Source organism: Streptomyces solicavernae, assembly GCF_029968095.1.
GTDB lineage: Bacteria > Actinomycetota > Actinomycetes > Streptomycetales > Streptomycetaceae > Streptomyces > Streptomyces solicavernae.
Genome location: NZ_JASCIR010000013.1, coordinates 61,309 through 84,887 on the forward strand (window position 1 = coordinate 61,309; position 23,579 = coordinate 84,887).

Sequence of the window (23,579 nt, forward strand, 5' to 3'; positions counted from 1 at the left end):
CACGCTGAACCGACCGATCGCACACCCAGCCGGAGGCCTGTCATGACCGCCGCGCGGATCACCGTCAACGGGGCAAAGACCCCGCTCGCACCCGCCGCGCCCCACACCACCGTCCTCGACTTCCTGCGCGAGCGCGGCCTCACCGGCACCAAGGAGGGCTGCGCGGAGGGCGAGTGCGGCGCGTGTTCGGTGCTGGTGGCCCGGCCGGGCGTGGACAAGCCCACCGACTGGGTCGCCGTCAACGCCTGCCTGGTGCCGGCCGCGGCCCTTGACGGGCAGGAGGTCGTCACCTCCGAGGGCCTCGCCACCGTCGGCGAGGCCCTCGGGGCGCCGGCCGCGCTGCACCCCGTACAGGAGGAGATGGCCGTCCGCGGCGGCTCCCAATGCGGCTACTGCACACCGGGGTTCGTGTGCAGCATGGCCGCCGAGTACTACCGGCCCGGCCGCTGCGCGCACCCCGCCGCGCACCCCGCCGCGGACACCGAGGCCGGCCCCGAGGCGGCCGACCCCGAGCACGGCCCGAACGGCTTCGACCTGCACGCCCTGAGCGGCAACCTCTGCCGCTGCACCGGCTACCGCCCCATCCGCGACGCCGCCTTCGCCGTGGGCGCGCCCGCCGACGAGGACCCCCTCGCGCAGCGCCGCGAACAGGCCCCGCCCGCGCCCGTCGCCACCGCATACGCCCAGGACGACAGCGAGTTCGTACGCAAGGACACCCTCGCCGCAACCCTGGAGCTGCTGCGCGAGCGGCCCGAGGCCGTGGTGGTCGCCGGGTCCACGGACTGGGGTGTCGAGGTCAACATCCGTGCCCGCAGGGCGAGTTGCGTCGTCGCCGTCGACCGGCTGCCCGAACTCCGGGAGCTGCGCGTCGAGTCCGGCCACCTCCGGATCGGGGCCGCCCTCACCCTCACCGAGATCGAGCGGCGCCTCGACGGCCGAGTCCCGCTGCTCGACGGGCTGTTCCCGCAGTTCGCGTCCCGGCTGATCCGCAACGGCGCCACCCTCGGCGGCAACCTGGGCACCGGCTCGCCGATCGGCGACAGCCCGCCGGTGCTGCTCGCCCTTGAGGCGTCCCTGGTGCTCGCCGACGCCGACGGGGAGCGTGAGGTGCCCCTCGCCGACTACTTCACCGGGTACCGGCAGAGCGTGCGCATGCCCGGCGAACTGATCAGGGCCGTACGGATCCCGCTGCCGCTGTCGCAGGTCACGGCCTTCCACAAGATCGCCAAGCGGCGCTTCGACGACATCTCCAGCGTGGCCGTCGCCTTCGCGCTCGACATCGAGGACGGCGTCGTACGCAAGGCCCGCATCGGCCTCGGCGGCGTGGCCGCCACCCCGGTCCGGGCGCTCACCACCGAGGCGGCCCTGGAGGGCGAGCCGTGGTCCGCGGCGACCGTCGAGGCCGCGGCCCGGGTGCTGCGCGGCGAGGGCACACCGATGGACGACCACCGCGCCAGCTCCCGCTACCGCAGCGCGATGCTCGGCCAGAGCCTGCTGAAGCTGTACGCCCAGACCACCGAGGCGGAGTCGTCATGAGTCACCTTTCCGAGCGGCCCGAGCGGTCGGCCGTCGGCGTGCCGCTGCCGCACGAGAGCGCCCGCCTGCACGTCACGGGCGCCGCCCTCTACACCGACGACCTGGTCCAGCGCACCAAGGACGTGCTGCACGCCCACCCCGTCCAGGTCATGCACGCGCACGGCCGGATCACCGCCCTGCGCACCGCGCCCGCGCTCGAAGTGCCGGGCGTGGTAAGGGTGCTGACCGGCGCCGACGTGCCCGGGGTCAATGACGCCGGGATGAAGCACGACGAGCCGCTCTTCCCCGACGAGGTGATGTTCCACGGGCACGCCGTCGCCTGGGTGCTCGGCGAGACCCTGGAGGCCGCCCGGCTCGGCGCGGCGGCCGTCGAGGTGGACATCGAGGAACTGCCGTCCCTGGTCACGCTGCAGGACGCCATCGCCGCCGGGAGTTTCCACGGCGCCCGGCCCCTGATGCTGACCGGCGACGTGGACGCCGGGTTCGCCGACTCGGCGCATGTGTTCAGCGGCGAGTTCCAGTTCTGTGACCAGGAGCACTTCTACCTGGAGACGCACGCCGCGCTCGCCCAGCTCGACGAGTGGGGGCAGGTGTTCGTGCAGAGCAGCACCCAGCACCCGTCCGAGACCCAGGAGATCGTGGCGCACGTCCTCGGCCTGCACAGCCACGAGGTGACCGTGCAGTGCCTGCGGATGGGCGGCGGCTTCGGCGGCAAGGAGATGCAGCCGCACGGCTTCGCCGCCGTCGCCGCGCTCGGTGCCAAGCTCACCGGAAGGCCCGTACGGCTGCGCCTCAACCGCACCCAGGACCTCACCATGTCCGGCAAACGCCATGGCTTCCACGCCGGCTGGCGGATCGGCTTCGACGCCGAAGGCCGCATCCAGGCCCTCGACGCCACCCTCACCGCCGACGGCGGCTGGAGCCTGGACCTCTCCGAGCCGGTCGTGGCCCGCGCGCTGTGCCACATCGACAACACGTACTGGCTGCCCAACGCCCGTATCGCCGGCCGGATCGCCAAGACCCACAAGGTGTCCAACACGGCCTTCCGCGGCTTCGGCGGGCCCCAGGGCATGCTGGTGATCGAGGACATCCTGGGCCGCTGCGCCCCGCTCCTCGGCCTCGACCCGGCCGAGCTGCGCGAGCGCAACTTCTACGGCAAGGACCAGTCCACGCCGTACGGGCAGCCCGTCACCCACCCCGAGCGGATCACCGCGGTCTGGGAGGAGGCGCAGGACCAGGCCGGGGTCGCCGGCCGGCGGCGCGAGATCGCGGCGTTCAACGCGGCGCACCCGCACACCAAGCGGGCCCTCGCCGTGACCGGCCTGAAGTTCGGCATCTCGTTCAACCTCACCGCCTTCAACCAGGGCGGCGCCCTCGTCCTCATCTACAAGGACGGCTCGGTCCTCATCAACCACGGCGGCACCGAGATGGGCCAGGGCCTGCACACCAAGATGCTGCAGGTCGCCGCGACCGCCCTCGGCATCCCGCTGCACAAGGTCCGCCTTGCCCCCACCCGGACCGACAAGGTGCCCAACACCTCGGCCACGGCGGCCAGTTCGGGCGCAGACCTGAACGGCGCGGCTGTGAAGAACGCCTGCGAGCAGCTGCGCGCGCGGCTGCTCCAGGTGGCCGCCACCCAGCTGGGCGGCAACGCATCGGACGTACGGATCGCGGACGGCGTCGCCCGGCTGCTGGGCCGGGAGAAGGAGCCGGGCCGGGAGAAGGAACTGGGCTGGGACGAGCTGGTGCGTACCGCGTACTTCCAGCGGGTGCAGCTGTCGGCGGCCGGGTTCTACCGGACACAGGGGCTGCACTGGGACGCGAAGACGTTCCAGGGCTCGCCGTTCAAGTACTTCGCGCACGGCGCCGCCGTGTCCGAGGTGGAGGTCGACGGCTTCACCGGCGCGTACCGCATCCGGCGGGTGGACATCGTGCACGACGTCGGCGACAGCCTCTCCCCGCTGATCGACATCGGCCAGGTCGAGGGCGGCTTCGTGCAGGGCGCGGGCTGGCTGACCCTGGAGGACATGCGCTGGGACACGAGCGACGGCCCGCACCGCGGCCGGCTCCTCACCCAGGCGGCCAGTACGTACAAACTGCCCAGCTTCTCGGAGATGCCCGAGGAATTCCACGTCACACTCCTGCAGAACGCGGGCGAGGAAGGCGCGGTGTACGGGTCGAAGGCGGTGGGCGAGCCGCCGCTGATGCTCGCGTTCTCGGTGCGCGAGGCGCTGCGGGAGGCCGCGGGCGCCTTCGGGCCGGGCGGGGTGAGCGTCGAACTGGCCTCGCCCGCGACGCCGGAGGCGGTGTACTGGGCGATCGAGTCCGCCCGCGGGGCCGATGCGGGGGCCGCAACCCGCGCCGACGGTGCCGGCCGTGTCGCGGAAGTGCTGAGCGGTGCCTGACATGTCGTGGGTCGCCGCGGTCGCGCGGCTGCGGGCCCGCCGGGAGCCCGGCGTGCTCGTGACCGTCGCGACCGTGCGCGGCCACGCCCCGCGCGAGGCCGGGGCGAAGCTCGTCGTGGGCCGGACAGGGGCGTGGGGCTCGATCGGCGGCGGCAACGTCGAGGCCGTCGCGACCGACCGGGCCCGCGAGCTGCTCGCCGCGTCCGATGCGCAGCCGGAGCTGATCGACTTCGCCCTGAACGACAAGGTGACCAACCAGCACGGCGTGCAGTGCTGCGGCGGCACCGTCCAGGTGCTGCTCGAACCGCTGCACGTGGTGCGGGCTGTGGCGGTGTTCGGCGTCGGGCACGTCGGCCTGGAACTCGCGCGCATCCTCGTACGGCAGGACCTCGACCTGCACCTGATCGACAGCCGTTCCGCCATGCTCACCGATCAGCGGCTCGGCGTGCTGGCGGACGCGGTGGCGCAGGTGCACGTGCATCACACGCCGCTGCTGCCGGAGGAGGTCCTGGAGCAACTGCCGCGCGGCACCCATGTGTTGATCATGACCCATGACCACGCCGAGGACGCCGCGCTGTGCGACGCCGCGCTGCGCACCCCGCACCTCGGCTCGGTCGGCCTGATCGGCTCGGCGGCCAAGTGGGCGCGGTTCCGCAAGCGCCTCGCCACCGAGGGCGGCCACGACGACGCGGCCATCGACCGCATCAAGACCCCGATCGGCCTGCCCGACATCGGCGGCAAGGACCCGGCGACGATCGCGGTGAGCGTGGCGGCGGACCTGCTGCGCACGTTCGAGGCGGGGGCGGACTGAGCGCCGGGCCGCTTTCCCGTGGCGGTGGCCCAGGGAGCGTCCCCTGCCGCCTCGGGCCCGCCTGCCCGCCTGCCCGCCTGCCCGCCGCTCGGGCGGGCAGGGCCGGGGGCGGAACCCCCGGGGGTCACTGCATCTGGCGCCGCACCAGTTCGTGCAGCCGCCCTCCCGTGTCCGCCAACAGTTCCGCGGGCGGCCCCTGCTGGACGACGCGGCCCTCCGACATCACCACGACCCGGTCGGCGCCCAGCACCGTGGACAGACGGTGGGCGATCACGACACGGGTGGCGTTCAACGTACGGGTGCTGTCCATCACCGTGCGCTGCGCCTCGTTGTCCAGCGCACTCGTCGCCTCGTCGAAGAACAGCACGCGCGGACGCCGGATCAGCGCCTGCGCGATCATCAGGCGCTGCCGCTGCCCGCCGGAGATCGCCCCGCCGCCGGAGATCATCGTGTGCAGGCCCATCGGCATCCGCTTGATGTCCTCGGCGAGCCCCGCCATCGCCGCGGCCTCCCACGCCTCCTCCTGCGAGAACGCCTCCGCCCCGCAGATGCAGTCCAGGATCGACCCGGTGAGCGGTTGCGCGTTCTGCAGCACCACCCCGCACTGCCGGCGCACCGCCGACTGGTCCAGGGCCGCCAGATCCTGCCCGTCGTACAGCACACTGCCCGAGACCGGCTCGTCGAAGCCGATGAGCAGCCGCAGCAGCGTCGACTTGCCGCAGCCGCTCGGCCCGACCACCGCCACGAACTCGCCCGGCCGGATCGAAAGCGACACGTCGTCCAGGACCAGCGGCCCGTCGTCCGCATAGCGGAAGGACACGCCGCGCGCCTCGATCCCGCCCTGCAGCTCGCCCGGCTGAGCGCTGCCCGTACGCACCTCCGGAGCCTCGTCGAGGACCGGCTTGATCTGCTCGAACATCGGCAGCACCGCGGCCGCCGAGAGCAGCGCGCCGGTCAGCTGCGTGACCGACGTCAGGAGCATCGTCACCGCCGTGCTGAACGTGAGGAACTCGGCCGCGGTCAGGCTGCCGCTGGCCGGGCCCGCGAGCAGCATGAACATGATGAGCGTGCACAGCGGCAGATAGACCGCGTTCAGGACCGTCGTGACGTTCTTGATGCGCCCCGCCCGCTGCTGCAGCTCCCGGCTGCGCGCGAACTCCCCGGCCCACGCCGCGTACGCGAAGCTCTCCGCCCCGGCCACTCGCAGCTTGGGCAGCCCGCGCAGCGTCTGGAACGCCTGGTTGTTCAGCTTGTTCGACAGCTCCACGAGCCGCCGCTGCCAGCGCAGTTCCCACAGCCCGAGCATCAGGAACACCGCCGCGATGACGACCAGCATCCCCATCGCCGCCAGGGCCAGCGGCACGCTGTAGAGCAGCAGCAGTACGACGTTCATCGCGCCGATCGACGAAGCCTGCAGCGCGACCGGGCCGATCCCCGAAAGGACCCGGCGGATCGCGCTGATCCCCATCGCGGCACTCGCCAGCTCACCCGTCGACCGGGACGCGAAGAACCGCGTCGGCAGCCGCAGCAGCCGGTCCCAGACCGCCGGTTGGAGCGTGCTCTCCATCCGGCCCTCCATCCGCAGCACCGTGAGGCCCTGCAGCAGCATGAACGCCGCCGACACGATGCTGGTGATCATGACCGCCACGGACACCTGCACGATCAGGCTCGTCTCCGCGTTCGGTACGAACACGCCGAGCACCTGCCCCGTCGCGATCGGCACGAGCGCCCCGACGAGGACCGTCACCAGCGAGGCGAGCGCGAGATTCCGCACATCGAACCCGGTGCCGCGCAGGCTGAAGCGGGCGAGCCGCAACGGCGTCAACGGGCGCTCCGGCAGCGGCCGGTAGAACATCACGGCCCGCGGCTCGAACTCGTCCGCGTTGGACTTGTCGACCCGGGTCCGCCGCCCCGACGTCGGGTGCACCGACTCGTAGCCGCCCCGCCGCCACAGCAGCGCGACCGGCGTCCCGCTCGCCGCCCGCGCCCCCACCAGCGGGCCCGCGTTCTCCCGCCACCAGCGCCCGTCCAGGCGCACCGCGCGCGTACGGACCCGGGAGGCCACCGCGATCTGCTCCACCGGATCGATCCGTTCGCTGACCGCACCGCCCTCCGCCGCGTCCGCCAGCGTGATCCCCGCCGCCTCCGCGACGAGCCGGCAGGCCGCGTACGTCGCGTCCCGGCCCGCACCCGGCTCCGTACGACGGGCCGGACCCCGCCTGCCGGAACGGCCGATGGAGGCGATCAGCGTGCGGTCGGCCTCCTCGCGGACGTTCTCGCCCGCCTTGATCCCGGCCGCCGTACGGTCCTCGTGGGCCCGCTCAAGCCGTTCGATCCAGCGGTCCAGGGCGGACAGCAGCCGCCACTGCTGGTTGACCATCCGCTGCCACATGTCCGGGTCGACCAGCAGATCGCCCGCCGCCTCCCCGCTGTAGGCGGCCCCGTACTGCACGCTGCCCGGCAGCACCGGCATCCACAGGATCTCGTCGTCGGCCACCACGTCGTCGCCCATGGTGCGCCCGTCGAGCGGCGCCTCGAACAGCACCCGGTGCCCGCGCCCGATGCCCAGCGCGAAGGCGTGCTCCAGGAGGCTCAGCGCCTGGTCCTGGGTGTCGTACTGGCTCGCGTACTGCTGCTCGTACGACCAGGCGTCGCCGTGGTCCGCGCGGTACAGCTCGCGCAGCGGAATCCGGCGCAGCTCGCAGCCCGGAAGGGGCCGGCCGACCAGCGTGTGCTGCGGGCCCTCGACCGGGCCGAGCAGCAGCGTGCCCGGCTCCAGGCGGCCCAGGTAGTGCCAGTGGCCCTGCTGCACCGCGTCCACGGCGAACAGGTCGAGCGCCCCGGCCACCACGAACCACAGCACCTGCGGTCCCTCCAGGTGCACGCTGCGCAGCCCCGCGCAGTCCACCGGGGTGCCGAGCGCGCCGAACGCGGCGGCCACGGAGTCGTCGTACATGTGCTGCTGCGGTACGGAGTCCACCTCAGTGCTCCCTGACCAGCTCGGCGTAGGCCCCGCCCGCGGCGACCAGGTCCTCGTGACGGCCACGTTCCACGATCTGCCCGTGGTCGAGCACCACGATCTCGTCGCTGTCGCGCACCGTGCTCAGCCGGTGCGCGATGACCACACAGGCGCAGCCGCGGCGGCGCAGATTGTCGATCACGGTCTGCTCGGTCTCCGCGTCCAGGGCGCTGGTCACCTCGTCCAGGACCAGAATGCTGGGGCGGCGCACCAGGGCCCGCGCGATCTCCAGGCGCTGCCGCTGCCCGCCGGAGAAGTTCCGCCCGTCCTGCTCCACCCGGCCGTGGATGCCGCCGGGCCTGCGGGCCACGATCTCGTACAGGCAGGCGTCCTGCAGCGCGGCCACCACGTCCTCGTCGGGGATCGACGGGTCCCACAGCGCGACGTTGTCGCGGACCGTGCCCTCGAAGAGGAACACGTCCTGGTCGACGAAGGACACGGACGCCGACAGCGCCCCGCGCGCAATGTCCTCAAGACGCTGCCCGTCGATGCGGATCGTGCCCTCCCACGGGCTGTAAAGACCCGAGATCAGCCGGGACACCGTCGACTTGCCGCTGCCGGAGCCGCCGACCAGCGCGACCTGCTGGCCCGGCCCGACCGTCAGCGAGAACCCGGTGAGCAGCGGCTTGTCCAGCGGGCTGTAGCCGAAGGTGATGGCGTCGAGCGTCACATGGCCCTTCAGACGGCGCGTGGAGGCGGCCGGCTCGGGGCGCGTGTACAGCGCGTCGACGGGGAAGTTCTCCACGTCCTTGAGGCGGGCCACGTCGGCAGCGAAGTCCTGGATACGGCCCGCGACGCCGTTGAGCCGGGTGATCGGCGCGGTGAAGCGGGTCACCAGCGCCTGGAACGCCACGAGCAGGCCGATCGACAGATGCCCCTCGACCGCCCGCAGCCCGCCGATCCACAGGATCAGCGCACTGTTCAGCGTCGCCAGCGTCGGCGCGACGATCCCCAGCCAGGCACTCGGCACCCCGAGCTTCTGCTGCTCCTCCAACGTGGTGGCGTGCTGCCCGGCCCACCGCCGGAAGTAGCCGTCCTCACCGCCCGTGGCCTTCATCGTCTCGATCAGCTGCAGGCCGGTGTACGAGGTGTTGGTCAGCTTGGCGCTGTCCGCGCGCAGCTTCTGGGTGCCGGTGGCACGCAGCCGGATCACGATCCGCATCGCCACGATGTTCAGCAGCGCGATGCCCACGCCGACCAGGGTGAGCTGCGGATCGTACGTCCACAGCAGCGCCGCGTAGAGCAGCACCACGATGCCGTCGACCGCGGTGGCCGTGAGGTCGCGGGCCAGCGTCTCGGCGACCGCGTCGTTGGACGCCAGGCGCTGCACCAGGTCGGCGGGGCTGCGCTGCGCGTAGAACGTCACGGGCAGCCGCAGGAGATGGCGCAGGAACCGGGCGCTGCCGAGCGTCGACGAGATGATGCGGCCGCGCAGCAGATTCGCCTGCTGCAGCCAGGTCAGCACCACCGTGAGCGCCACCATCGCCCCCATCGAGGCGAACAGCGCCCCGAGCAACGACGTCTGATGCTCTATCAGAAACAGGTCGATGTACGTCCGGCTCAGCGCCGGCAGCGCCGCGCCGACCGCCACCAGCAGCAGGCTGGCCACCAGCGCGGCGAGCATCGTGCCCGTGGTGCCGCGCAGGCGGGCCGGCATGGCCTTCAGCACACCGGGCCTGCGCCCGCCCGGCCGGAACTCCTCGCCCGGTTCGAGGACCAGGACGACACCGGTGAAGCTGGAGTCGAAGTCCTCCTCGGGCACAAAACGGCGGCCCTTGTCCGGGTCGTTGATGTACACGCCGCGGCGGCCGAGGCGACGCCCCGTGCCGTCGTACACGACGTAGTGGTTGAACTCCCAGAACAGGATCGCGGGCGCCTTCACCTCGGCGAGCGCCGCGGGCTCCATCTGCATGCCCTTGGCCGTCAGGCCGTAACTGCGCGCCGCCTTCAGGACGTTGCTCGCCCGCGAGCCGTCCCGGGAGACGCCGCACGCGATGCGCAGCTCTTCCAGCGGGACGTGCCGGCCGTGGTGGGCGAGGACCATCGCGAGGGCCGCGGCGCCGCACTCCACCGCTTCCATCTGCAGGACGGTGGGTGTGCGGACCTTGCCGGGCCGCCTGCCCTTCGACGCGGGCCGCGGCGCCGCACGGCGCTTGCCGCGCCGCTGGGGTTCGGGGCGGTGCCTGCGGCGGCCGCCGGGGGGCGGCAGCTGCTGCTGGTGCTCCGGGGAGGGGTGCGGTGCGGTCACGGAAGCAGCCAATCGATCGGGCGCTGCTCGGCGAGGTGCAGGGCGCCGGTGGCCGGGGTCATGGATTCGAGCGCGAAGGGCGGCCCGTCGTCGGCCGACCAGGCGTAACCCGACTTGGTGCGGGCCTTCTTCAGCTGGACGAGGACGGCCACGGGCGGCCCGTTCTTCGTGAACTGCCCGGCGAGTTCCTTGTCGCCGAGGAACCCGGCGATCCGCTGCCGGGTCTGCGCGGCCCGTCCGACGGCCTTCACGGTGCCGCGCAGCGTCCCGTACTGCTTCGGCACGGACGGCACGGTCACGTCGACGTCGGCGCCGACACGGGCAGTGGCCGCGCTGTCGGCGGGTACGTACAGCACCGCGAGCAGCGGGTCGTCGCTCCCGGCCACGCGCTCCAGGCTCGCGACGTCGGCGCCGGTCGTGACGACGGTGCCGATCCTGGCGACGAGCGTGCTGACACGCCCCGCGGCGATCGTGCGGACGACCTCGTCGCCCTGCTGCGTACGGACGTTGAGCACGGGGGCGCCGGCGGCGAGCCGTTCGCCCTCCTCGGCGAGGACGCGGGTCACCTGGCCGGTGACGGGGCTCTGCAGGACGTAACTGCCCTGCCCGTACGTGAGGACTCCGGGGGCCCGCAGCGTCGAGGCGACCGACCCGGTGACGGCCCAGACGCTCGCGGCGGCCATCACGACGAGCGTGACGGCGAGGACGAGCAGGCCCTGCGGGCGGGCGTAGCGCACCGGTACGTCGAGTTCCTCGGGCGACTGCAGCTTGGACAGGGCCTGTTGGCGGAACTGCACGGGACGCTTTCCTTACTTGCCGAGGGCTGGGCCTAACGCGGCCGTAAGCCCCGGAACTGGGTGTTCCGGGGCTCATGGATCACTGGTGTCTCAATGAGTTCGAGACTCAGAGACCGGCGACCGTGCTGGTGGCCAGGCCCTGGAGGGGGGCCGTGTTGAGGCCGGTGGTGGCCTCGACGGTGCCGACGACGGTGCCGACGGTGGAGGAGACCGGGGCGATGGAGTCGACGGTGCTGACGACGTTGCCCGCGAGACCGGCCACGAGGCCGCCGGCGACGTTGTCGAGGTCGGCGTCGGAAATCTCGCGGGTCTCGACCTGGGGGGTGTTGTTCATGGTGAGAGCTGCCCTTCTACAGAAATGGTGCAAAGGTCTTTCCAGCACCGCGGAACCCGGGGTGCGAATTGCGCGGTGGCGAGGATCAAAGCACGTACGCGGCGGCTCCATCCAATCGCCGAAGCACCCGTCGGACACGCACACCGCATTGAATCACCGCTGCGTGCACGCAGGTTCACCGGGTGACGGCAGCTCCTTCACAACATTCACAGGGGGAAATCAGGGGCGTGGCACGACTCCCACCAACAAATCGGACATCCTCCAGCTGAGGGGCCCGCCGTGTGGCCCATGCACGGGAATTCGCGGGAGACCGCGGGCTGAATACCGTGACTGGCGTGCACATTCGATGTGCAGGTTTACTGAAGGCGTGCTCAATCGGTTCCGAAGCGGACACAGGGGTGAATAGCCCACCAGTTCGTGCCCGGTCCCGACGTGCCCGGCATCGGCGCCCGGCGGCCGGGCCGGGCCTGAGTGCCAGGGGCGCCCCGGCGGCCGTACCGTCGAAGCACCCCGAGCCGAGGAGGCATCCCATGCGCAGCGTCACGTACTCGATGGGCATTTCACTCGACGGCTACATCTCCGGACCGGACGGCGACTTCGCCTGGATGGACTCCGACGCGGAACTCTTCCAATTCATCACCGACGAGATCCGCCAGGTCGGCGTCCACCTCCTCGGCCGCCGCCTGTACGAGACGATGCTGTACTGGGAGACCGCCGGGCAGGACCCGTCCCTCGACGCCCCGGCGCGCACCTGGGCGGAACTCTGGAACCCGCTCCCCAAGGTGGTCTTCTCCACCACACTCACCACCGTCCGGGGCAACGCCCGCCTGGCCACCGGCAGCCTGGCCGAGGAGATCGCGCGGCTGCGCGCCGGGCCGGGGAAGGGCGACATCGCGATCGGCGGCGCCGCGCTCGCCGCCGCGGCGGCCGCGGCGGACCTCATCGACGAGTACCGCCCCCGAGTCCACCCGATCCTCGTCGGCGGCGGCGTCCCGTACTTCCCCCGCACCGAACGCCGCGTCCCCCTTGAACTTGCGGGGAGGCGGGTGTTCGGCTCGGGGGTGGTGTATCTGCGGCATCGGGTGGTGCGGTCGAACCGCGGTTAGGGGGCGTCTAGGGGAAGAGGAGACGCCCCCTGGACGGCAGACGGCAGACGGCGTGGTCGCGCCTGGTCACCGCGGGGATACGCTCCTGCGATGCGTCTGATGCCCGATGATCTGTTCCCCGAGGTCGGCTGTCCGTACACCACCGTCGTGAGCGCGGACGGCCGCTGGCTCGCGGTCAGTTGCCACGCGAGCGGCGGCGGCAGGATCGCGGTCTACCGCACCGGGGACCTCTCCCTCCGGGACGAGATCGAGCTTGAACAGGGCGTCGAAGGGCTCGCCTTCCACCCCGCCCTGCCCGTGCTCGCGGTGGGCACGGAGGACGGCGACGCGTACGAACTCCGTGGCGGGCTGCACCTGTACGAGCCGGAGACCCGGCGCCGCACCGACGTGGCCGTCGCCGGGGCCGGGGTCACCGCCCTGCGCTGGCGGGATGCCCGCCGCCTGGAGGTGACGTTCGCCCGGCCGGTCGTCGACCACGAGGACCCGGGCCACTTGACCCACACCCGGTCCGTCGCGGAACACGACGACTGGCAGGCGATCGGCGCCGAGGTCCTCGCCGCACAAGTTGCCTGGCCGCAAGCGCCGGTGGAGATCGACTGGTACCGCGTCAAGGGGCCGGACCTCGACGACCCGCAGCGCTTTCTCACCGGCCTCGCCGCGGAGCGGGGACGTGCCTGGACCCGACGCTCGGCGGTGGCCGCCGTGGAGGCGCTGCGCGACGGCCGGGTACTCGCCGCGCCGCGGCACGGCACCCTGCTGGAGTGCTGGTCCCCGAAGGGCGCGCTGCTGTGGTCGGTTCCGGTCCCCGACGACCGGTTCCAGCGCAGCGGCTGCCGGCTGTACGTCACCCCGGACGAGGAGAGCGTCTGGATCACGGTCCTGGTGGGCACCAGCGAGGACCGGCGTACCCGGCTGCTCCGGTTCGCCCTGGCCGACGGGGCCCGACTCGCCGAAGTCCAGCTCGACTTCCCGGTGGCCGTCGCTGCGCGCACGGACGGCACTTGGGTGGCCCGGGACTCCCGTGAGCTGTTTCCCGGGCCGCTGTGGCCGCCGTACGAGAGCGTCGTACTCACGCCCTCCGGGCGCCAGGTGGCCACCCTGCCCCTCGGGGAGAGCGACAGCACCTACGACTTCCCCGTCCGACGCTCACCCCATCTGCTCTTCCTCCAGGAGGTCGGCGGCGCGGACGTGCGCACGGAACGCCTGGAGAAGTGGGTGGTACGGGCGGACCCGGACGGCATCCAGAAGCTGTTCCCCTTCGCCTGGGGCGACGCTCCCGGCCTCGTGCGGGGCGGGCCCGCCGTGTACGTCGACGACGCGGCCGGTCCCGGCCTCGTCCATACCTGCACGGCCCACGACGGAACCCACCTCGTCCGCCGGTCCTACCCGGACGGCGCCGTGATCTGGTCACACCGCTTCGACGCACCCATCACCGGCGTCGACGCCCACGACGACCTCGTCCACGCGATCACCGGACCGGGCTCCCGCGAACTCCTCACGCTGCACGCCCCCCATGGCACCCTCACCCGCCGCACCCCGCTCACCCTCGCCACCCACACCTACACCCCGACCTGCCTGAGCATCGGCCCGGAGGGGGAGGTGGTGCTCGGGACGCTGGAGGGGAGGGTGATCACAGTGGAGGGCGGTGATCCGGACGGGGCCTCAAGGCCCGGGCGCCCGACGTCGATCTGCCTCAACTCGCCTTGAGCGCCTCAGGGTTGGCGCAGTGCACCAGCGGCTCGCCGCGCAGATAGCGGCCGACCTCGGCGGCGACGATGTCCGCGGCCTTGTGCGCGACCTGCTGGCTGCCGCCCGCGATATGCGGGGTGAGAACGACGCCGGGGGCGGTCAGGAGCCGGGAGTCGGCGGGCAGGGGTTCCTCGGGGAAGACGTCGAAGCCCGCGCCCGCGAGGTGTCCCGACTCCAGTGCGTCGCAGGCGGCTTCGTAGTCGAGCAGCGCGCCGCGGGCGCAGTTGACCAGGATCGATCCGCGGGGCATCGCGGCGATCTGGTCGCAGCCGATCATGCCCTTGGTCTCGTCTGTGACCCGGGCGTGCAGGGAAACCATGCGGGAGCGGCGGAGCAGTGCGTCGAGGGAGACCTGTTCGGCGATACCCGCCAGCGCCTCGGGCCGTACGTACGGGTCGTGCACCAGGACCTCGGCGCCCATGACACGCAGGACCTTGGCGACCCGGCTGCCGATGGCGCCGTAGCCGATCAGGCCGACGGTCGCGCCGTCGATCTCGATGCCGCAGTTGTCGTAGTCGTAGTAGTCGCCTCGCCAGGTGCCCTTGCGCAGGTCGGTGTGGGTGTCGCCGACGCCGCGGGCGGCGGCGAGCAGCAGGGTGAGGGTGTGTTCCGCGGTGGCGGTGGCGTTGCGGCCGGGGGCGTAGCAGACCGCCACGCCGTGTCGGGTCGCCGCTTCGAGGTTGGCGTTGACGGGGCCGCCGCGGCTGGTGCAGAACAGCTTCAGATCCGGGCAGTTGGCGAGGATGCGCTCGGTGAGCGGGCCGTGCTCGGTGACACAGATCTGCACGCCCTGGAGCGCTTCGATCATCTCGTCCTCGCTGCCGGACGCCTCGATGACCTCGGCGACCGGGCCGAACGGGGTGTGCGGCCAGGGGAATCGGAGCTCGCGGACGTCCAGCGGCAGGTCCCCGGCGGCGGCGCGCACGGCCTCGGTGAACAGGTTCGGGCGGATGAAGTGGTTGCCGGCGGCGAGGACGGTGGTGCTCATGGGTGGGTCTCTCCTGAAGGGCGGTGCGGGCAGGTGGCCGGACGGTCAGCGGAAGGCGGGGGTCCGGGTCATTGCGGGGGTGTTGAGCCGCAGCAGTGCGGTCTGCCCGTTCTCGATCCGGATCTCGGTGAGGGCGCCGTTGAGCAGGTGGGGGAAGACTCGGCGGTAGTCGGCGAGCGGGATGCCGAGGAGATGGCAGAGCAGGACCCGTACGAGGGTGGAGTGGGCGACGAGGAGGACCCGGCCGTGCGGCTGTTCGCGGGCGATGTCGGCCAGGCACTCGGCGGCGCGTCCGGCGGCCTTGCGCGGGTCCTCGCCGCCGGGCAGATGGTTCTCGACCGGGTCGTCGAGGAAGGCCGCAAGCTCCTGCGGGAAGCGCTGTCGCATATCGTCCCTGGTCAGGCCATCGCCTTGGCCGAAGTCGAGTTCGTAGAGACGCTCGTCGACGCGCGCGGTGAGGCCGCAGGCCTCGGCGGCGGGGGCGGCGGTGAGCCGGGCGCGGGAGAGCGGTGAGCTCCAGACGGCCGTGAGCCCCGCGTGGACGGCCCAGTCGGCGAGCGCGGCGGCCTGCTCACGACCGTGCGGGGTGAGCGGCACATCGGTGCGTCCCGCGTAGCGGTTCTCCGCGTGCCAGACGGTTTCGCCATGGCGTACGAGGATGAAGTCGGTCACTGCGCTGCCCTCCTGCGGGCGTGGTCGGCCACGGTCTGGTCCAGCCAGCCGCGGCGGGTGAGTTCGTCGATGAAGCGGAGGTAGACGGGGAGGTAGCGGGCGGTGCGGGCCGGCGAGGGGTGGATCTCCGCGCCGATCCGGACCATGGCGGCGGCCGCTTCCTGGACGCCGGCGCCGGAGGAGGTGGCGGCGAGCACCGCCATGCCGATGGCGCCCTCGGCCTGTTCCGGCAGGCGTACGGGGCGCCCGAGGACCTCGGCGCGCAGCCCGCTCCAGTAGCGGTTGCGGGCACCGCCGCCGGTGAGGGTGAGCGGTCCGTCGACAGGGGCGCCGAGGTGGTCGAGATAGTCGAAGCAGAGCCGTTCCAGGCAGGCGACGCCGAGCAGATGGGCATGGAACTCGGCGGCACGGGTGGGGACTTCGCCCAGGATGAAGGGCTCGGCTTCGGGGGCGCGGAAGGGGAAGCGTTCACCGCCGGTGGAGACCAGAGGGTAGGCGACCGCGTCCGGGTCGAGCGCGGCGGCCTGCTCCGTGAGCACGTCCAGGTTCTCGCCGTGGAAGAGCTGGGAGAGGACGCCCGCGCCGCTGCTGGAGGCGCCGCCCGGCAGCCAGTTCTCGCCCGGTCCGCGGTGGCAGTACACGACGCCCGCCGGGTCGCGGACCAGATGCGCGCTGCTGCCCTTGAGGACGAGGGTGGTGCCGAGCACCGAGTTCCAGGCGCCGGGTTCAAGGGCGCCGGCGCCGATCTGGGCGGCGCAGCCGTCGGTCATTCCGGCGACGAGGGTGGTGCCCTCGGGGATGCCGGTGGCTTCCGCGGCCTCGGCGCATACGGTGCCGAGCGCGCTGCCGGGGCGTACGACTTCGGGCAACAGGCCCTCGGGGACGCCGAGTTCGGCCATGACCTGGTGCGGCCAGCGCTCCTCGACCAGGTCGTAGCCGGTCTTGAGGGCGTGGCTGGCGTCGGCGGCGACCTGATGTCCGGCAAGACGCCAGGTGATCAGGTCGACCTGGTGCAGGAGTCGGACGCCCGCGCCGGACGCCGCGGGCTCATGGTCCAGGAGCCAGCGCAGCTTCGGCAGCGCCCAGGACGGCTGCATGCTGCGGTAGCCGAGCTCGCGCCAGGTGGCTCCGCCGACCTCGTTGACGGTCACCGCCTGGTCGGCGGCGCGCCCGTCGTCGTACATCAGGCCGGGGGTGAGCGGGCGGCCTGCGGCGTCGGCGAGCAGGATCGTCCCGGAGGTGCCGTCGATCGCGAGGCCGCGGATGCGCCGCGTGTCGAGTCCGTCCAGGGCCTCGCGGCAGGCGGCGGACAGCGCGCTCCACCACACCTCGGGGTCCTGCTCATGGCGTACGCCGTCGCGGCTGCCGGTCAGCGGCCGGGAGGCGGCGGCGAGGAGCTGCCCGGTGCCGTCGACGGCGACGCAGCGGGCGCTCTGGGTGCCGAGGTCGAGGCCGAGCCAGATGCCGTCGAGGGAACCGGGGGCGTGACGGGTCTCAGACATGGAGGCCTCCGGCGGCGGTGCGGTTGTTGTTGTCGTCGTCGTGCGGTGTCGCGCCCGACGCCGCGGCATGGCTCCCCCGCCATTTCGCGCCGCCCCGCCAGCCGGCCTCGCGGGCGATGGTCCGCCGGTCGAGGAAGTCTTCGTACAGGGCGGCGTAGAACTGCGCGCGTTCCGGGTCGGGCTCCCAACTGCTCTGCATCCGGACGTACTTGGCGGCGGCGGTGTGCATGCTGCTCTCGGCGCCGGAGCGGACGAGGCCGGTGAGGAAGGCGCCCTTGGCACCCAGCTCGGTGTCGCCGGAGCGGGCGGTCGGCACGCCCGTCGCATCGGCGATCAGCGCGCACCACGCATCGCTGTTGGCGCCGCCGCCGCACAGCCGCAGTTCACTCACGTCCGTACGGGCCGCGGCGAGCGAGTCGCGCACGACGAGGGAGAGCCCGTCGAACACGGCGCGGGCCATGTCGGCGCGCGAGTGCTCCAGGGACAGTCCGCCGAAGGAACCGCGGGCGCGCGGGTCGAGGAACGGGGCGCGTTCGCCGGCCGGGGAGAGATAGGGCAGGAACATCAGGCCGCGGGCGCCGGGTTCCGACTCGAAGGCCAGCTGCGCCAGTTCCGGCGGCCCGGAGAGACCCAGCATCTGAGCGGCCCAGCCGAGCACTTCGGCGCCGTTGAGGGTCGGGAAGGCGCGCAGCACCCGCTCGCGGCCGCGGTAGGCGATGTTGATGCCGGACGGTTCGCCGCTGGTGTCCACGTCGGTGCGGACGATCTCTGTGCACAGGGTGGTGCCGAGGATGCTGCACGCCTGGCCGGGGTTGACCACGCCGACGCCGCGGGCGGTGGAGGCGATGTCGTACGGGGACATCACGACCGGCAGCCCGGCCGGGAGGCCCAGTTGGCCCGCGGCGTCGCCGGTGATCTCGGCGATCCGCTCCGACTCGCCGAGGACGGTCGGCAGGAGCCGGTGACAGGAGCTGAGGCCGAACAGGTCGAGGATCTGCGGGTCGTAGTCCCCGGTGGAGTGGTCGAGGAACGGGGCGGAGGCGTCGGATTCGTCGCAGGCTCGGACGCCGGTGAGGCGCAGGAAGAGCCAGCCGGCGGCGGTCAGCGAGGTACGGGAGCGCGTGAGGCGGTCCGGATCGTGGGCGGCGAGCCAGCTGAAGAGGGCGTTGGGCATGCCGGCGCAGGTCAGCGAGCCGTTGCGACGGAAGGCGGCTTCGAGAACGCCCTCGCGCTGCCAGGTGGAGAGCAGGTCCCCGGCCCGGCCGTCGGACCACAGGATCGCGGGCCCCGTGGGGCGGCCGTCCTCGTCGACGAGCCAGGCACCATCGCCCTGGGCGGTGAAGGACACCAGCCAGACGGGATCGGCCAGGCCGGAGAGCACGCCGCGGACAGTGTGGACGACTGCGTTCCAGACGGCGTCCATGTCCTGCTCCGCCCAGCCGGGTTGGGGCCTAAGGACTTCGGTGGCGAGCCGGGAGACCGCGATCTCCTTGCCCTGGTCGTCGAAGACGACCGACTTGATCATCGTGGTGCCGACGTCGATGGTCAGTACGGACATCAGGTCAGTCCTTTCACACCGGCCGAGGGGGTGGCGGGCGCGGGGTCCGGCGAGGAGTCGGCCGGTGCGGCGGCGTCCGGTGCGGCATCGGCCGTTGTGGCGGCGTCCGGGGAGACGTCGGCCGCTCGTGCCGCGGCCGCGTCGTCCGGCAGCTTCAGGAAGAGCGCGAGCACGGCGCTCACCGCATGCATCCCCGCGAAAATCCAGACCACCCCTGCGACGCCGAGCGGCCCGACGAAGACGGCGACGACCGCGGGGCCGACGAAGGTGCTGGCTCCCGCCCCCAGGTTGAGCGCGGACAGCGCCTGTCCCTTGTGTCGCGGCTCCAGCGAGGGCACCAGCGCCGAAAGCGGTACATATCCGGCCAGCGTAGCGCCGTAGAAGGCGGCGGCAAGGAGTGCCGGCGGGAAGTTGTCACCCGCCGCGTTTGGGACGTAGAAGAGCAGCAGCGTGCTGACGGTGCAGCCGATGCCGCCGAACCAGGCAATGGTCCGGCGCCAGCCGAACCGGTCGCCCACCACGCCGAAGAGCAGGTTGGCGAAGATGTTGGTCGCGAACATCGCGCTGAGCAGATGCAGCCACTCGGTGAGACTGAAGCCGACCGTCTTCGTGAAGTGGATCGGCATGATCACGAAGAAGCCGAACTGCGAGGCCGTGTTGATGACCCGTGTGAGCGATCCCGCGCCGACCCTGGGGTTGCGCCACAGCACCGTGACGCTGCCGAGGAGCGTGGCGAGCGGCCCCGCGCCCTCGCCCCGCGGCTGCTTCGCGCCCCGGTCGTCACGGACGAGCAGCAGGGCGATCAGTCCCCCGGCGGCCACCAGCGCGAGCGCGGACCAGAGTGTGGCGTACGCGCCGATCTGCGGGATCAGTCCGCTGGCGACCAGCGAGCCGAGGGTGGGCAGGCCGCCGGTGAAGGCGAACCAGAACCAGCCCATGGCCGTGCCGAGCCGGGCGCGCGGCGCCACCGAGGCGATCCAGACCAGGAACCCGTAGGCGAACAGCGGGTAGCCCAGGCCGCGCAGGCCGTACCCGAGGATCATCAGCGGATAGCTCGTCATGGGAATGGCGAGGACGAGGAAGAGGAGTTGGAAGACGCCCCAGATGCCCAGGCCGATCCACATCACCCGGCGCGGGCCCCACAGGTCGGACAGCACTCCGGAGAGCCAGGCGGCGATGGCAGCGGCGATCCCGTACACGGTGAACAGCAGCGCGACCCGGGGCTGCGAGATGCCCTGGTCGAGCAGGTACGGCGAGAGATAGCCGGACTCGACCCCGTCTCCGATCATGAAGAGGAGCAGCCCGAGGTAGCCCCAGGCGAGGGTCGGCGGAATGCCCAGGCGTGTGATCATCGAACGCGGCGGAGGGGTCGTCATCGACTCTCCCCTTTCTGCGGCGGGGGCAGGAGGGACGGACGAGCTGATGGAACAGCCGGCCGGAAAGGGCAGTCAATGGCGCCCGGAATCTTCTCATCGGGGCGACGACCTGCCGTGTTGTGTCGGACCGGAGCAGCGCGCGGACGCCGCTCCCCTCGGGAGCGGTACGTTAAATCCGTGCGAACATAACGCGGCGAATTCACACGCGTGCCGCACACAGCGACGTGGCACGAACCCAGGAGGGAGCGCTGCCATGGACCGGGTCGAGGCCCAGGAGGAGCGGCGGCGGCAGATGCGCGAGGCCGTCGTCGGCCGCGGTTTCGTGCGCACCGCGGACCTCGCCGAGGAGTTCGGCATCAGCCTGATGACCGCGCACCGCGACCTCGACGCCCTTCAGGCGCAGGGCTGGCTGCGCAAGGTGCGCGGCGGTGCGACCGGGCTGCCGTCGGCGCAGTTCCACGGCAGCGTCGCGGAGCGGATGGCCATCATGGCGCAGACCAAGCAGCTCCTTGCGCGGGCCGCCGCGACGCTGCTTGTGCCAGGCCAGACAGTGCTGCTCGACGACAGCACGACGTGTCTGCTCCTTGCGCACCAGGCCGTCGAGCACACCCCGCTCACCGTGATCACCAACTCGCTTCCGGCCATCAACACGCTCGCCAAGGAGCCCGGCATCGCGCTCATCACGCTGGGCGGCGCCTACTTCCCGGCGTACGACGCGTTCATGGGCCTGCATACCGCGGACGCGGTACGGGCCTTTCGCGCCGATGTCCTCTTCATGTCCACGACGGCCGTCACCAACGGCCGCTGCTATCACACCTCGCCGGAAACGGTGCAGGTCAAGCGGGCGATGATGGAGTGCGCGGCACGCCGGGTGCTGGTCGCGGATCACACCAAGTTCGCCAAGGACGGGCTGTACGCGCTGGCGCCGCTGCCCGATTTCGATCTGCTGATCGTGGACGACGGCCTGGCCGCGGAGCAGGTACGGGCGGTACGCGCGGCCGGCACCGAGGTGATGGTGGTGCCGGCCCACGGTTAGTCCGCCGTGCTCGGCGGTCTCGAAGCGATTGGCAGCGAACCCATTCGTTGACGTTCTCGGCCGTGCCGATGATCTGCGTGATCGCGTTCTGGTGGGCCCTGCCCCACGCTGCTGAAACAAGCGGGAGGGGTAAAATGAGGGGCTGATGAGTGGTGCAAAACCACCTCAGAAATACCCAGAAAGGCCCGGAAGGGTCAGAAAGGCCGAGAAAGGCCGAGAAAGGCCCAGAGCGCCTGACGCATTCGTAGATCGCTCTAGCTGATTACGGGAGGTGTTCAGGTGCCCGGACTCCGGGCGCCGGCCATCATGATCACGGCAACTAGTGAACTGTTCGACCTGGCTGCTACCAGCGGCGCCGTCGGGCGTATCGCCGCATTCGTCGGCGGCATCGTCATCGTCGGTGGCCTGCTCGGGGCCTTCTGGCTGGGCAACAGAGTGCGTGACCGAGAGCCGCACCGGCCGCTGCCCGAGGAGCAGCCGAAGATGCCCGAATCCGGGCCCGTCCGAGAGATCCGGGAAGTGCGGGAGGCCGACGAGATGCCGGTGGCGAAGGAGGAGAGCGAACGGCTGATGCCGTACGCACTGCACCCCGCGAGGTCGAGAAGGAGCAAGAACCAGACGCCACCACGCTGGACTCCGGGAATGAGTGGATCCTTCGGCAGTGGCGGCCTTCGCTAGCCGGTCGTTCCTGGCCGAAGAGGGGAACAGCGCCGATGACGGAACAGCGCTGATGATGGAACAGGATGGAACAGTGCGAACTCCCCGATCATGGCTGGTCGGGGAGTTCGCGCTGTTCCAGCGGGTGCGTCGCCGGGCCCTGCAGCACCGAGCCGTCCGTCGCGAACCGCGAGCCGTGGCAGGGGCACTCCCAGGTCTGCTCGGCGTCGTTGTAGGCCACGAGACAGCCGAGGTGCGTGCAGCGCGCGGAGAGCGCGGTCACCGCACCCGAGCCGTCGCGGTGCACCGCGCAGGGCTTGCCGCCCAGGCGTACGACCGCACCGCCCTCGCGCGGGATGTCCGTGAGCGACGCCGCCTCGCCGGTGTGCAGCCGGTCCCCGATGAAGTGGCCCGCCACGGCCGCCTGTTGGGCGACGGCATGCCCCGCTTCCCGGACCGGCGGCAGCCGGCGCGGATCGTACAGCTCCGTCCACGCAGGCCGCGGACCGCCCACGATGTGCGCGGTGAGAAGCCGGCCCGCCATGACGCCGTTGCTCATGCCCCACCCGCCGAACCCGGTGGCCACATACACATGCTGCGTACCAGGATGTGCGTGACCCACATACGGGAGGTGGTCAGCGGAGTCGTTGTCCTGCGCCGCCCACCGGTAGAGGCTGTCCGCCTCAGCGAAGCCCGGCAGGCGCGTGCACGCCCACGCCTCCAGCCGCTCGAAACGCTCGCGCACGCCGCCCGCCCCCGGCTCGAACTCCTCGCCCGTGACGATCAGCAGCCGCCGGCCGCCGTCGTACGGGGCGCTGCGCAGCGAACGCGTACGGTCCTCCGGAGTGAGGAACATGCCCACCGGAGCCGCCTCGGCCGGGACGGGCGCCGCGAGCACCAGTTCGCGGCGGGGGGTGAGGAGGGTGGGCAGGAGCGTGCGGCCGAACACCGGGTAGTGCGTGGCGATCACCGCGTCCCGCGCCTGCACGGTCACGCTCCCGTCACCCGTCCCCGTCCCGGTCCCGCCTGCGTTGCCTGACCCGCCCCCGGCCCCGTCCCCCGTGTCGACGCTCAGCCGGCAGCGCGTACCGTCGTGCAGGGCCACGACCCGGGAACGCTCGTGGATCCGGCCACCCGCGGCGGTGATGCGGTCCGCGAGTCCGAGCAGGAACTTCCGCGGGTGGAACTGGAGTTGACCGTCCACCCGGACCGCCCCGGCGACGTCGAAAGGCAGCCCCGCATCCGTCACGAAGGACGCGTCCAGCCCCGCCCGGCGCGCCGCGGCCGCCTCCTTCCGCAGCTCACCGACCCGCTCCGGATCCCGCAGATACGTGACCGTCGGCGCCCGTTCGAGCTCCGCCTCGATGCCGAGCTCGGCGCAGAGCGTCACCGTCCGCTCGACCGCCTCCTGCTGCGACAGCGCGTAGAGCAGGGCTCCCTCCGCTCCGTGCTCGGCCTCCAGGCGCGCGTACGTGAGGCCGTGCGCGGCGGTCACCTTGGCCGTGGTGTGCCCGCTCACGCCCGCAGCGATCCGGTCCGCCTCCAGGACCACCACGTCGAGCCCCGCGCGCACCAGCTCCCAGGCTGTGCACAGCCCTGCGACACCGCCGCCGATGACCGCCACGTCCGCGGTCAGATCGGACTCGGGTGGCGGGCGGTGGTCCGTACCGGACGTGGTGACCATCCAGTACGACGCGTCCACGGTCGGGCGTCGCTGCGTAGCCATGTCGTCCCCTGACGGGAGTGCCGGCCCCCTCATCGTGGCACGTTCGAACACCCGGAGCA

The 23,579-nt window shown here is 72.0% G+C and carries 17 protein-coding genes; 7 read left to right on the top strand and 10 right to left on the bottom strand.

Annotation, left to right across the window (positions count from 1 at the left end; translation table 11 throughout):
* Positions 1-42: 42 nt before the first annotated feature.
* The 3 genes from QIS99_RS17075 to xdhC are packed head-to-tail and all read left to right on the top strand — an operon-like array spanning position 43 to position 4,752.
* Positions 43-1,536, top strand: coding sequence for a xanthine dehydrogenase small subunit (locus tag QIS99_RS17075; protein WP_282514269.1), 1,494 nt, complete (start codon positions 43-45; stop codon positions 1,534-1,536).
* On the top strand, positions 1,533-3,941 hold the full coding sequence (gene xdhB, locus QIS99_RS17080; protein ID WP_282514271.1) for a xanthine dehydrogenase molybdopterin binding subunit: 2,409 nt from the start codon (positions 1,533-1,535) through the stop codon (positions 3,939-3,941). The genes QIS99_RS17075 and xdhB overlap by 4 nt, the downstream gene beginning before the upstream one ends.
* A gap of 1 nt (position 3,942) precedes the next feature.
* The gene (xdhC, locus tag QIS99_RS17085; protein ID WP_282514399.1) at positions 3,943-4,752 is read left to right on the top strand and encodes a xanthine dehydrogenase accessory protein XdhC; all 810 of its coding nucleotides are present in this window, start codon (positions 3,943-3,945) and stop codon (positions 4,750-4,752) included.
* 124 nt (positions 4,753-4,876) lie between these two features.
* Here xdhC and QIS99_RS17090 read toward each other — a convergent pair whose 3' ends face one another.
* The 4 genes from QIS99_RS17090 to QIS99_RS17105 form a co-directional block, all read right to left on the bottom strand.
* The gene (locus QIS99_RS17090) at positions 4,877-7,708 is read right to left on the bottom strand and encodes an NHLP bacteriocin export ABC transporter permease/ATPase subunit (protein ID WP_282514400.1); all 2,832 of its coding nucleotides are present in this window, start codon (positions 7,706-7,708) and stop codon (positions 4,877-4,879) included.
* Between the two features lie 25 nt (positions 7,709-7,733).
* On the bottom strand, positions 7,734-10,019 hold the full coding sequence (locus QIS99_RS17095) for an NHLP family bacteriocin export ABC transporter peptidase/permease/ATPase subunit (RefSeq protein WP_282514273.1): 2,286 nt from the start codon (positions 10,017-10,019) through the stop codon (positions 7,734-7,736).
* A complete protein-coding gene (locus tag QIS99_RS17100) occupies positions 10,016-10,816 on the bottom strand; it encodes an HlyD family efflux transporter periplasmic adaptor subunit (protein ID WP_282514275.1) in 801 nt (266 codons plus the stop codon). Before QIS99_RS17100 ends, QIS99_RS17095 begins: the two co-directional genes overlap by 4 nt.
* Before the next feature lie 106 nt (positions 10,817-10,922).
* Complete coding sequence (locus QIS99_RS17105) at positions 10,923-11,150, bottom strand: type A2 lantipeptide (protein WP_282514277.1); 228 nt, start codon at positions 11,148-11,150, stop codon at positions 10,923-10,925.
* Positions 11,151-11,680: 530 nt separating this feature from the next.
* Here QIS99_RS17105 and QIS99_RS17110 point away from each other — a divergent pair.
* Both QIS99_RS17110 and QIS99_RS17115 read left to right on the top strand, forming a co-directional pair.
* Positions 11,681-12,256 carry a dihydrofolate reductase family protein gene (locus QIS99_RS17110; protein WP_282514279.1) on the top strand — a complete coding sequence of 192 codons (576 nt, stop codon included), beginning with the start codon at positions 11,681-11,683 and terminating at the stop codon, positions 12,254-12,256.
* A gap of 90 nt (positions 12,257-12,346) precedes the next feature.
* Positions 12,347-13,963, top strand: a complete 1,617-nt coding sequence (locus QIS99_RS17115) for a hypothetical protein (RefSeq protein WP_282514281.1) — start codon at positions 12,347-12,349, stop codon at positions 13,961-13,963.
* On the opposite strand, the gene QIS99_RS17120 is transcribed toward QIS99_RS17115, so the two are convergent.
* From QIS99_RS17120 to QIS99_RS17140, 5 genes are read right to left on the bottom strand one after another with little or no spacing between them, the layout of a single operon-like run.
* On the bottom strand, positions 13,950-14,993 hold the full coding sequence (locus tag QIS99_RS17120; protein WP_282514283.1) for a 2-hydroxyacid dehydrogenase: 1,044 nt from the start codon (positions 14,991-14,993) through the stop codon (positions 13,950-13,952). The genes QIS99_RS17115 and QIS99_RS17120 overlap by 14 nt on opposite strands.
* 45 nt (positions 14,994-15,038) lie before the next feature.
* Positions 15,039-15,665, bottom strand: a complete 627-nt coding sequence (locus QIS99_RS17125) for a histidine phosphatase family protein (protein WP_282514285.1) — start codon at positions 15,663-15,665, stop codon at positions 15,039-15,041.
* Complete coding sequence (locus QIS99_RS17130; RefSeq protein WP_282514288.1) at positions 15,662-17,167, bottom strand: FGGY-family carbohydrate kinase; 1,506 nt, start codon at positions 17,165-17,167, stop codon at positions 15,662-15,664. The genes QIS99_RS17125 and QIS99_RS17130 overlap by 4 nt, the downstream gene beginning before the upstream one ends.
* A complete protein-coding gene (locus QIS99_RS17135; RefSeq protein ID WP_282514291.1) occupies positions 17,160-18,725 on the bottom strand; it encodes an FGGY-family carbohydrate kinase in 1,566 nt (521 codons plus the stop codon). The genes QIS99_RS17130 and QIS99_RS17135 overlap by 8 nt, the downstream gene beginning before the upstream one ends.
* Entirely contained in the window at positions 18,725-20,101 is a 1,377-nt protein-coding gene (locus tag QIS99_RS17140; RefSeq protein ID WP_282514293.1) for an MFS transporter, read from the bottom strand. The genes QIS99_RS17135 and QIS99_RS17140 overlap by 1 nt, the downstream gene beginning before the upstream one ends.
* 253 nt (positions 20,102-20,354) lie before the next feature.
* Between QIS99_RS17140 and QIS99_RS17145 the strand changes: the two genes are divergently transcribed.
* The gene (locus QIS99_RS17145; protein WP_282514295.1) at positions 20,355-21,137 is read left to right on the top strand and encodes a DeoR/GlpR family DNA-binding transcription regulator; all 783 of its coding nucleotides are present in this window, start codon (positions 20,355-20,357) and stop codon (positions 21,135-21,137) included.
* A 279-nt stretch (positions 21,138-21,416) separates the two neighbouring features.
* Complete coding sequence (locus QIS99_RS17150) at positions 21,417-21,815, top strand: DUF6479 family protein (RefSeq protein ID WP_349017302.1); 399 nt, start codon at positions 21,417-21,419, stop codon at positions 21,813-21,815.
* A gap of 88 nt (positions 21,816-21,903) precedes the next feature.
* Here the strand turns inward: QIS99_RS17150 and QIS99_RS17155 are convergent, their stop codons facing one another.
* Positions 21,904-23,520, bottom strand: coding sequence for an FAD-dependent oxidoreductase (locus QIS99_RS17155; protein ID WP_282514296.1), 1,617 nt, complete (start codon positions 23,518-23,520; stop codon positions 21,904-21,906).
* Between the last annotated feature and the right edge of the window lie 59 nt (positions 23,521-23,579).

Bases quoted from the DNA above. Each gene is read 5' to 3' on its own strand.
- QIS99_RS17105 (WP_282514277.1), bottom strand. From the start codon at position 11,150: ATGAACAACACCCCCCAGGTCGAGACCCGCGAGATTTCCGACGCCGAC.
- QIS99_RS17140 (WP_282514293.1), bottom strand. From the start codon at position 20,101: ATGACGACCCCTCCGCCGCGTTCGATGATCACACGCCTGGGCATTCCG.
- QIS99_RS17075 (WP_282514269.1), top strand. From the start codon at position 43: ATGACCGCCGCGCGGATCACCGTCAACGGGGCAAAGACCCCGCTCGCA.
- xdhB (WP_282514271.1), top strand. From the start codon at position 1,533: ATGAGTCACCTTTCCGAGCGGCCCGAGCGGTCGGCCGTCGGCGTGCCG.
- QIS99_RS17130 (WP_282514288.1), bottom strand. From the start codon at position 17,167: ATGTCTGAGACCCGTCACGCCCCCGGTTCCCTCGACGGCATCTGGCTC.
- QIS99_RS17115 (WP_282514281.1), top strand. From the start codon at position 12,347: ATGCGTCTGATGCCCGATGATCTGTTCCCCGAGGTCGGCTGTCCGTAC.
- QIS99_RS17090 (WP_282514400.1), bottom strand. From the start codon at position 7,708: ATGTACGACGACTCCGTGGCCGCCGCGTTCGGCGCGCTCGGCACCCCG.
- QIS99_RS17120 (WP_282514283.1), bottom strand. From the start codon at position 14,993: ATGAGCACCACCGTCCTCGCCGCCGGCAACCACTTCATCCGCCCGAAC.
- QIS99_RS17135 (WP_282514291.1), bottom strand. From the start codon at position 18,725: ATGTCCGTACTGACCATCGACGTCGGCACCACGATGATCAAGTCGGTC.
- QIS99_RS17155 (WP_282514296.1), bottom strand. From the start codon at position 23,520: ATGGCTACGCAGCGACGCCCGACCGTGGACGCGTCGTACTGGATGGTC.
- QIS99_RS17145 (WP_282514295.1), top strand. From the start codon at position 20,355: ATGGACCGGGTCGAGGCCCAGGAGGAGCGGCGGCGGCAGATGCGCGAG.
- xdhC (WP_282514399.1), top strand. From the start codon at position 3,943: ATGTCGTGGGTCGCCGCGGTCGCGCGGCTGCGGGCCCGCCGGGAGCCC.
- QIS99_RS17110 (WP_282514279.1), top strand. From the start codon at position 11,681: ATGCGCAGCGTCACGTACTCGATGGGCATTTCACTCGACGGCTACATC.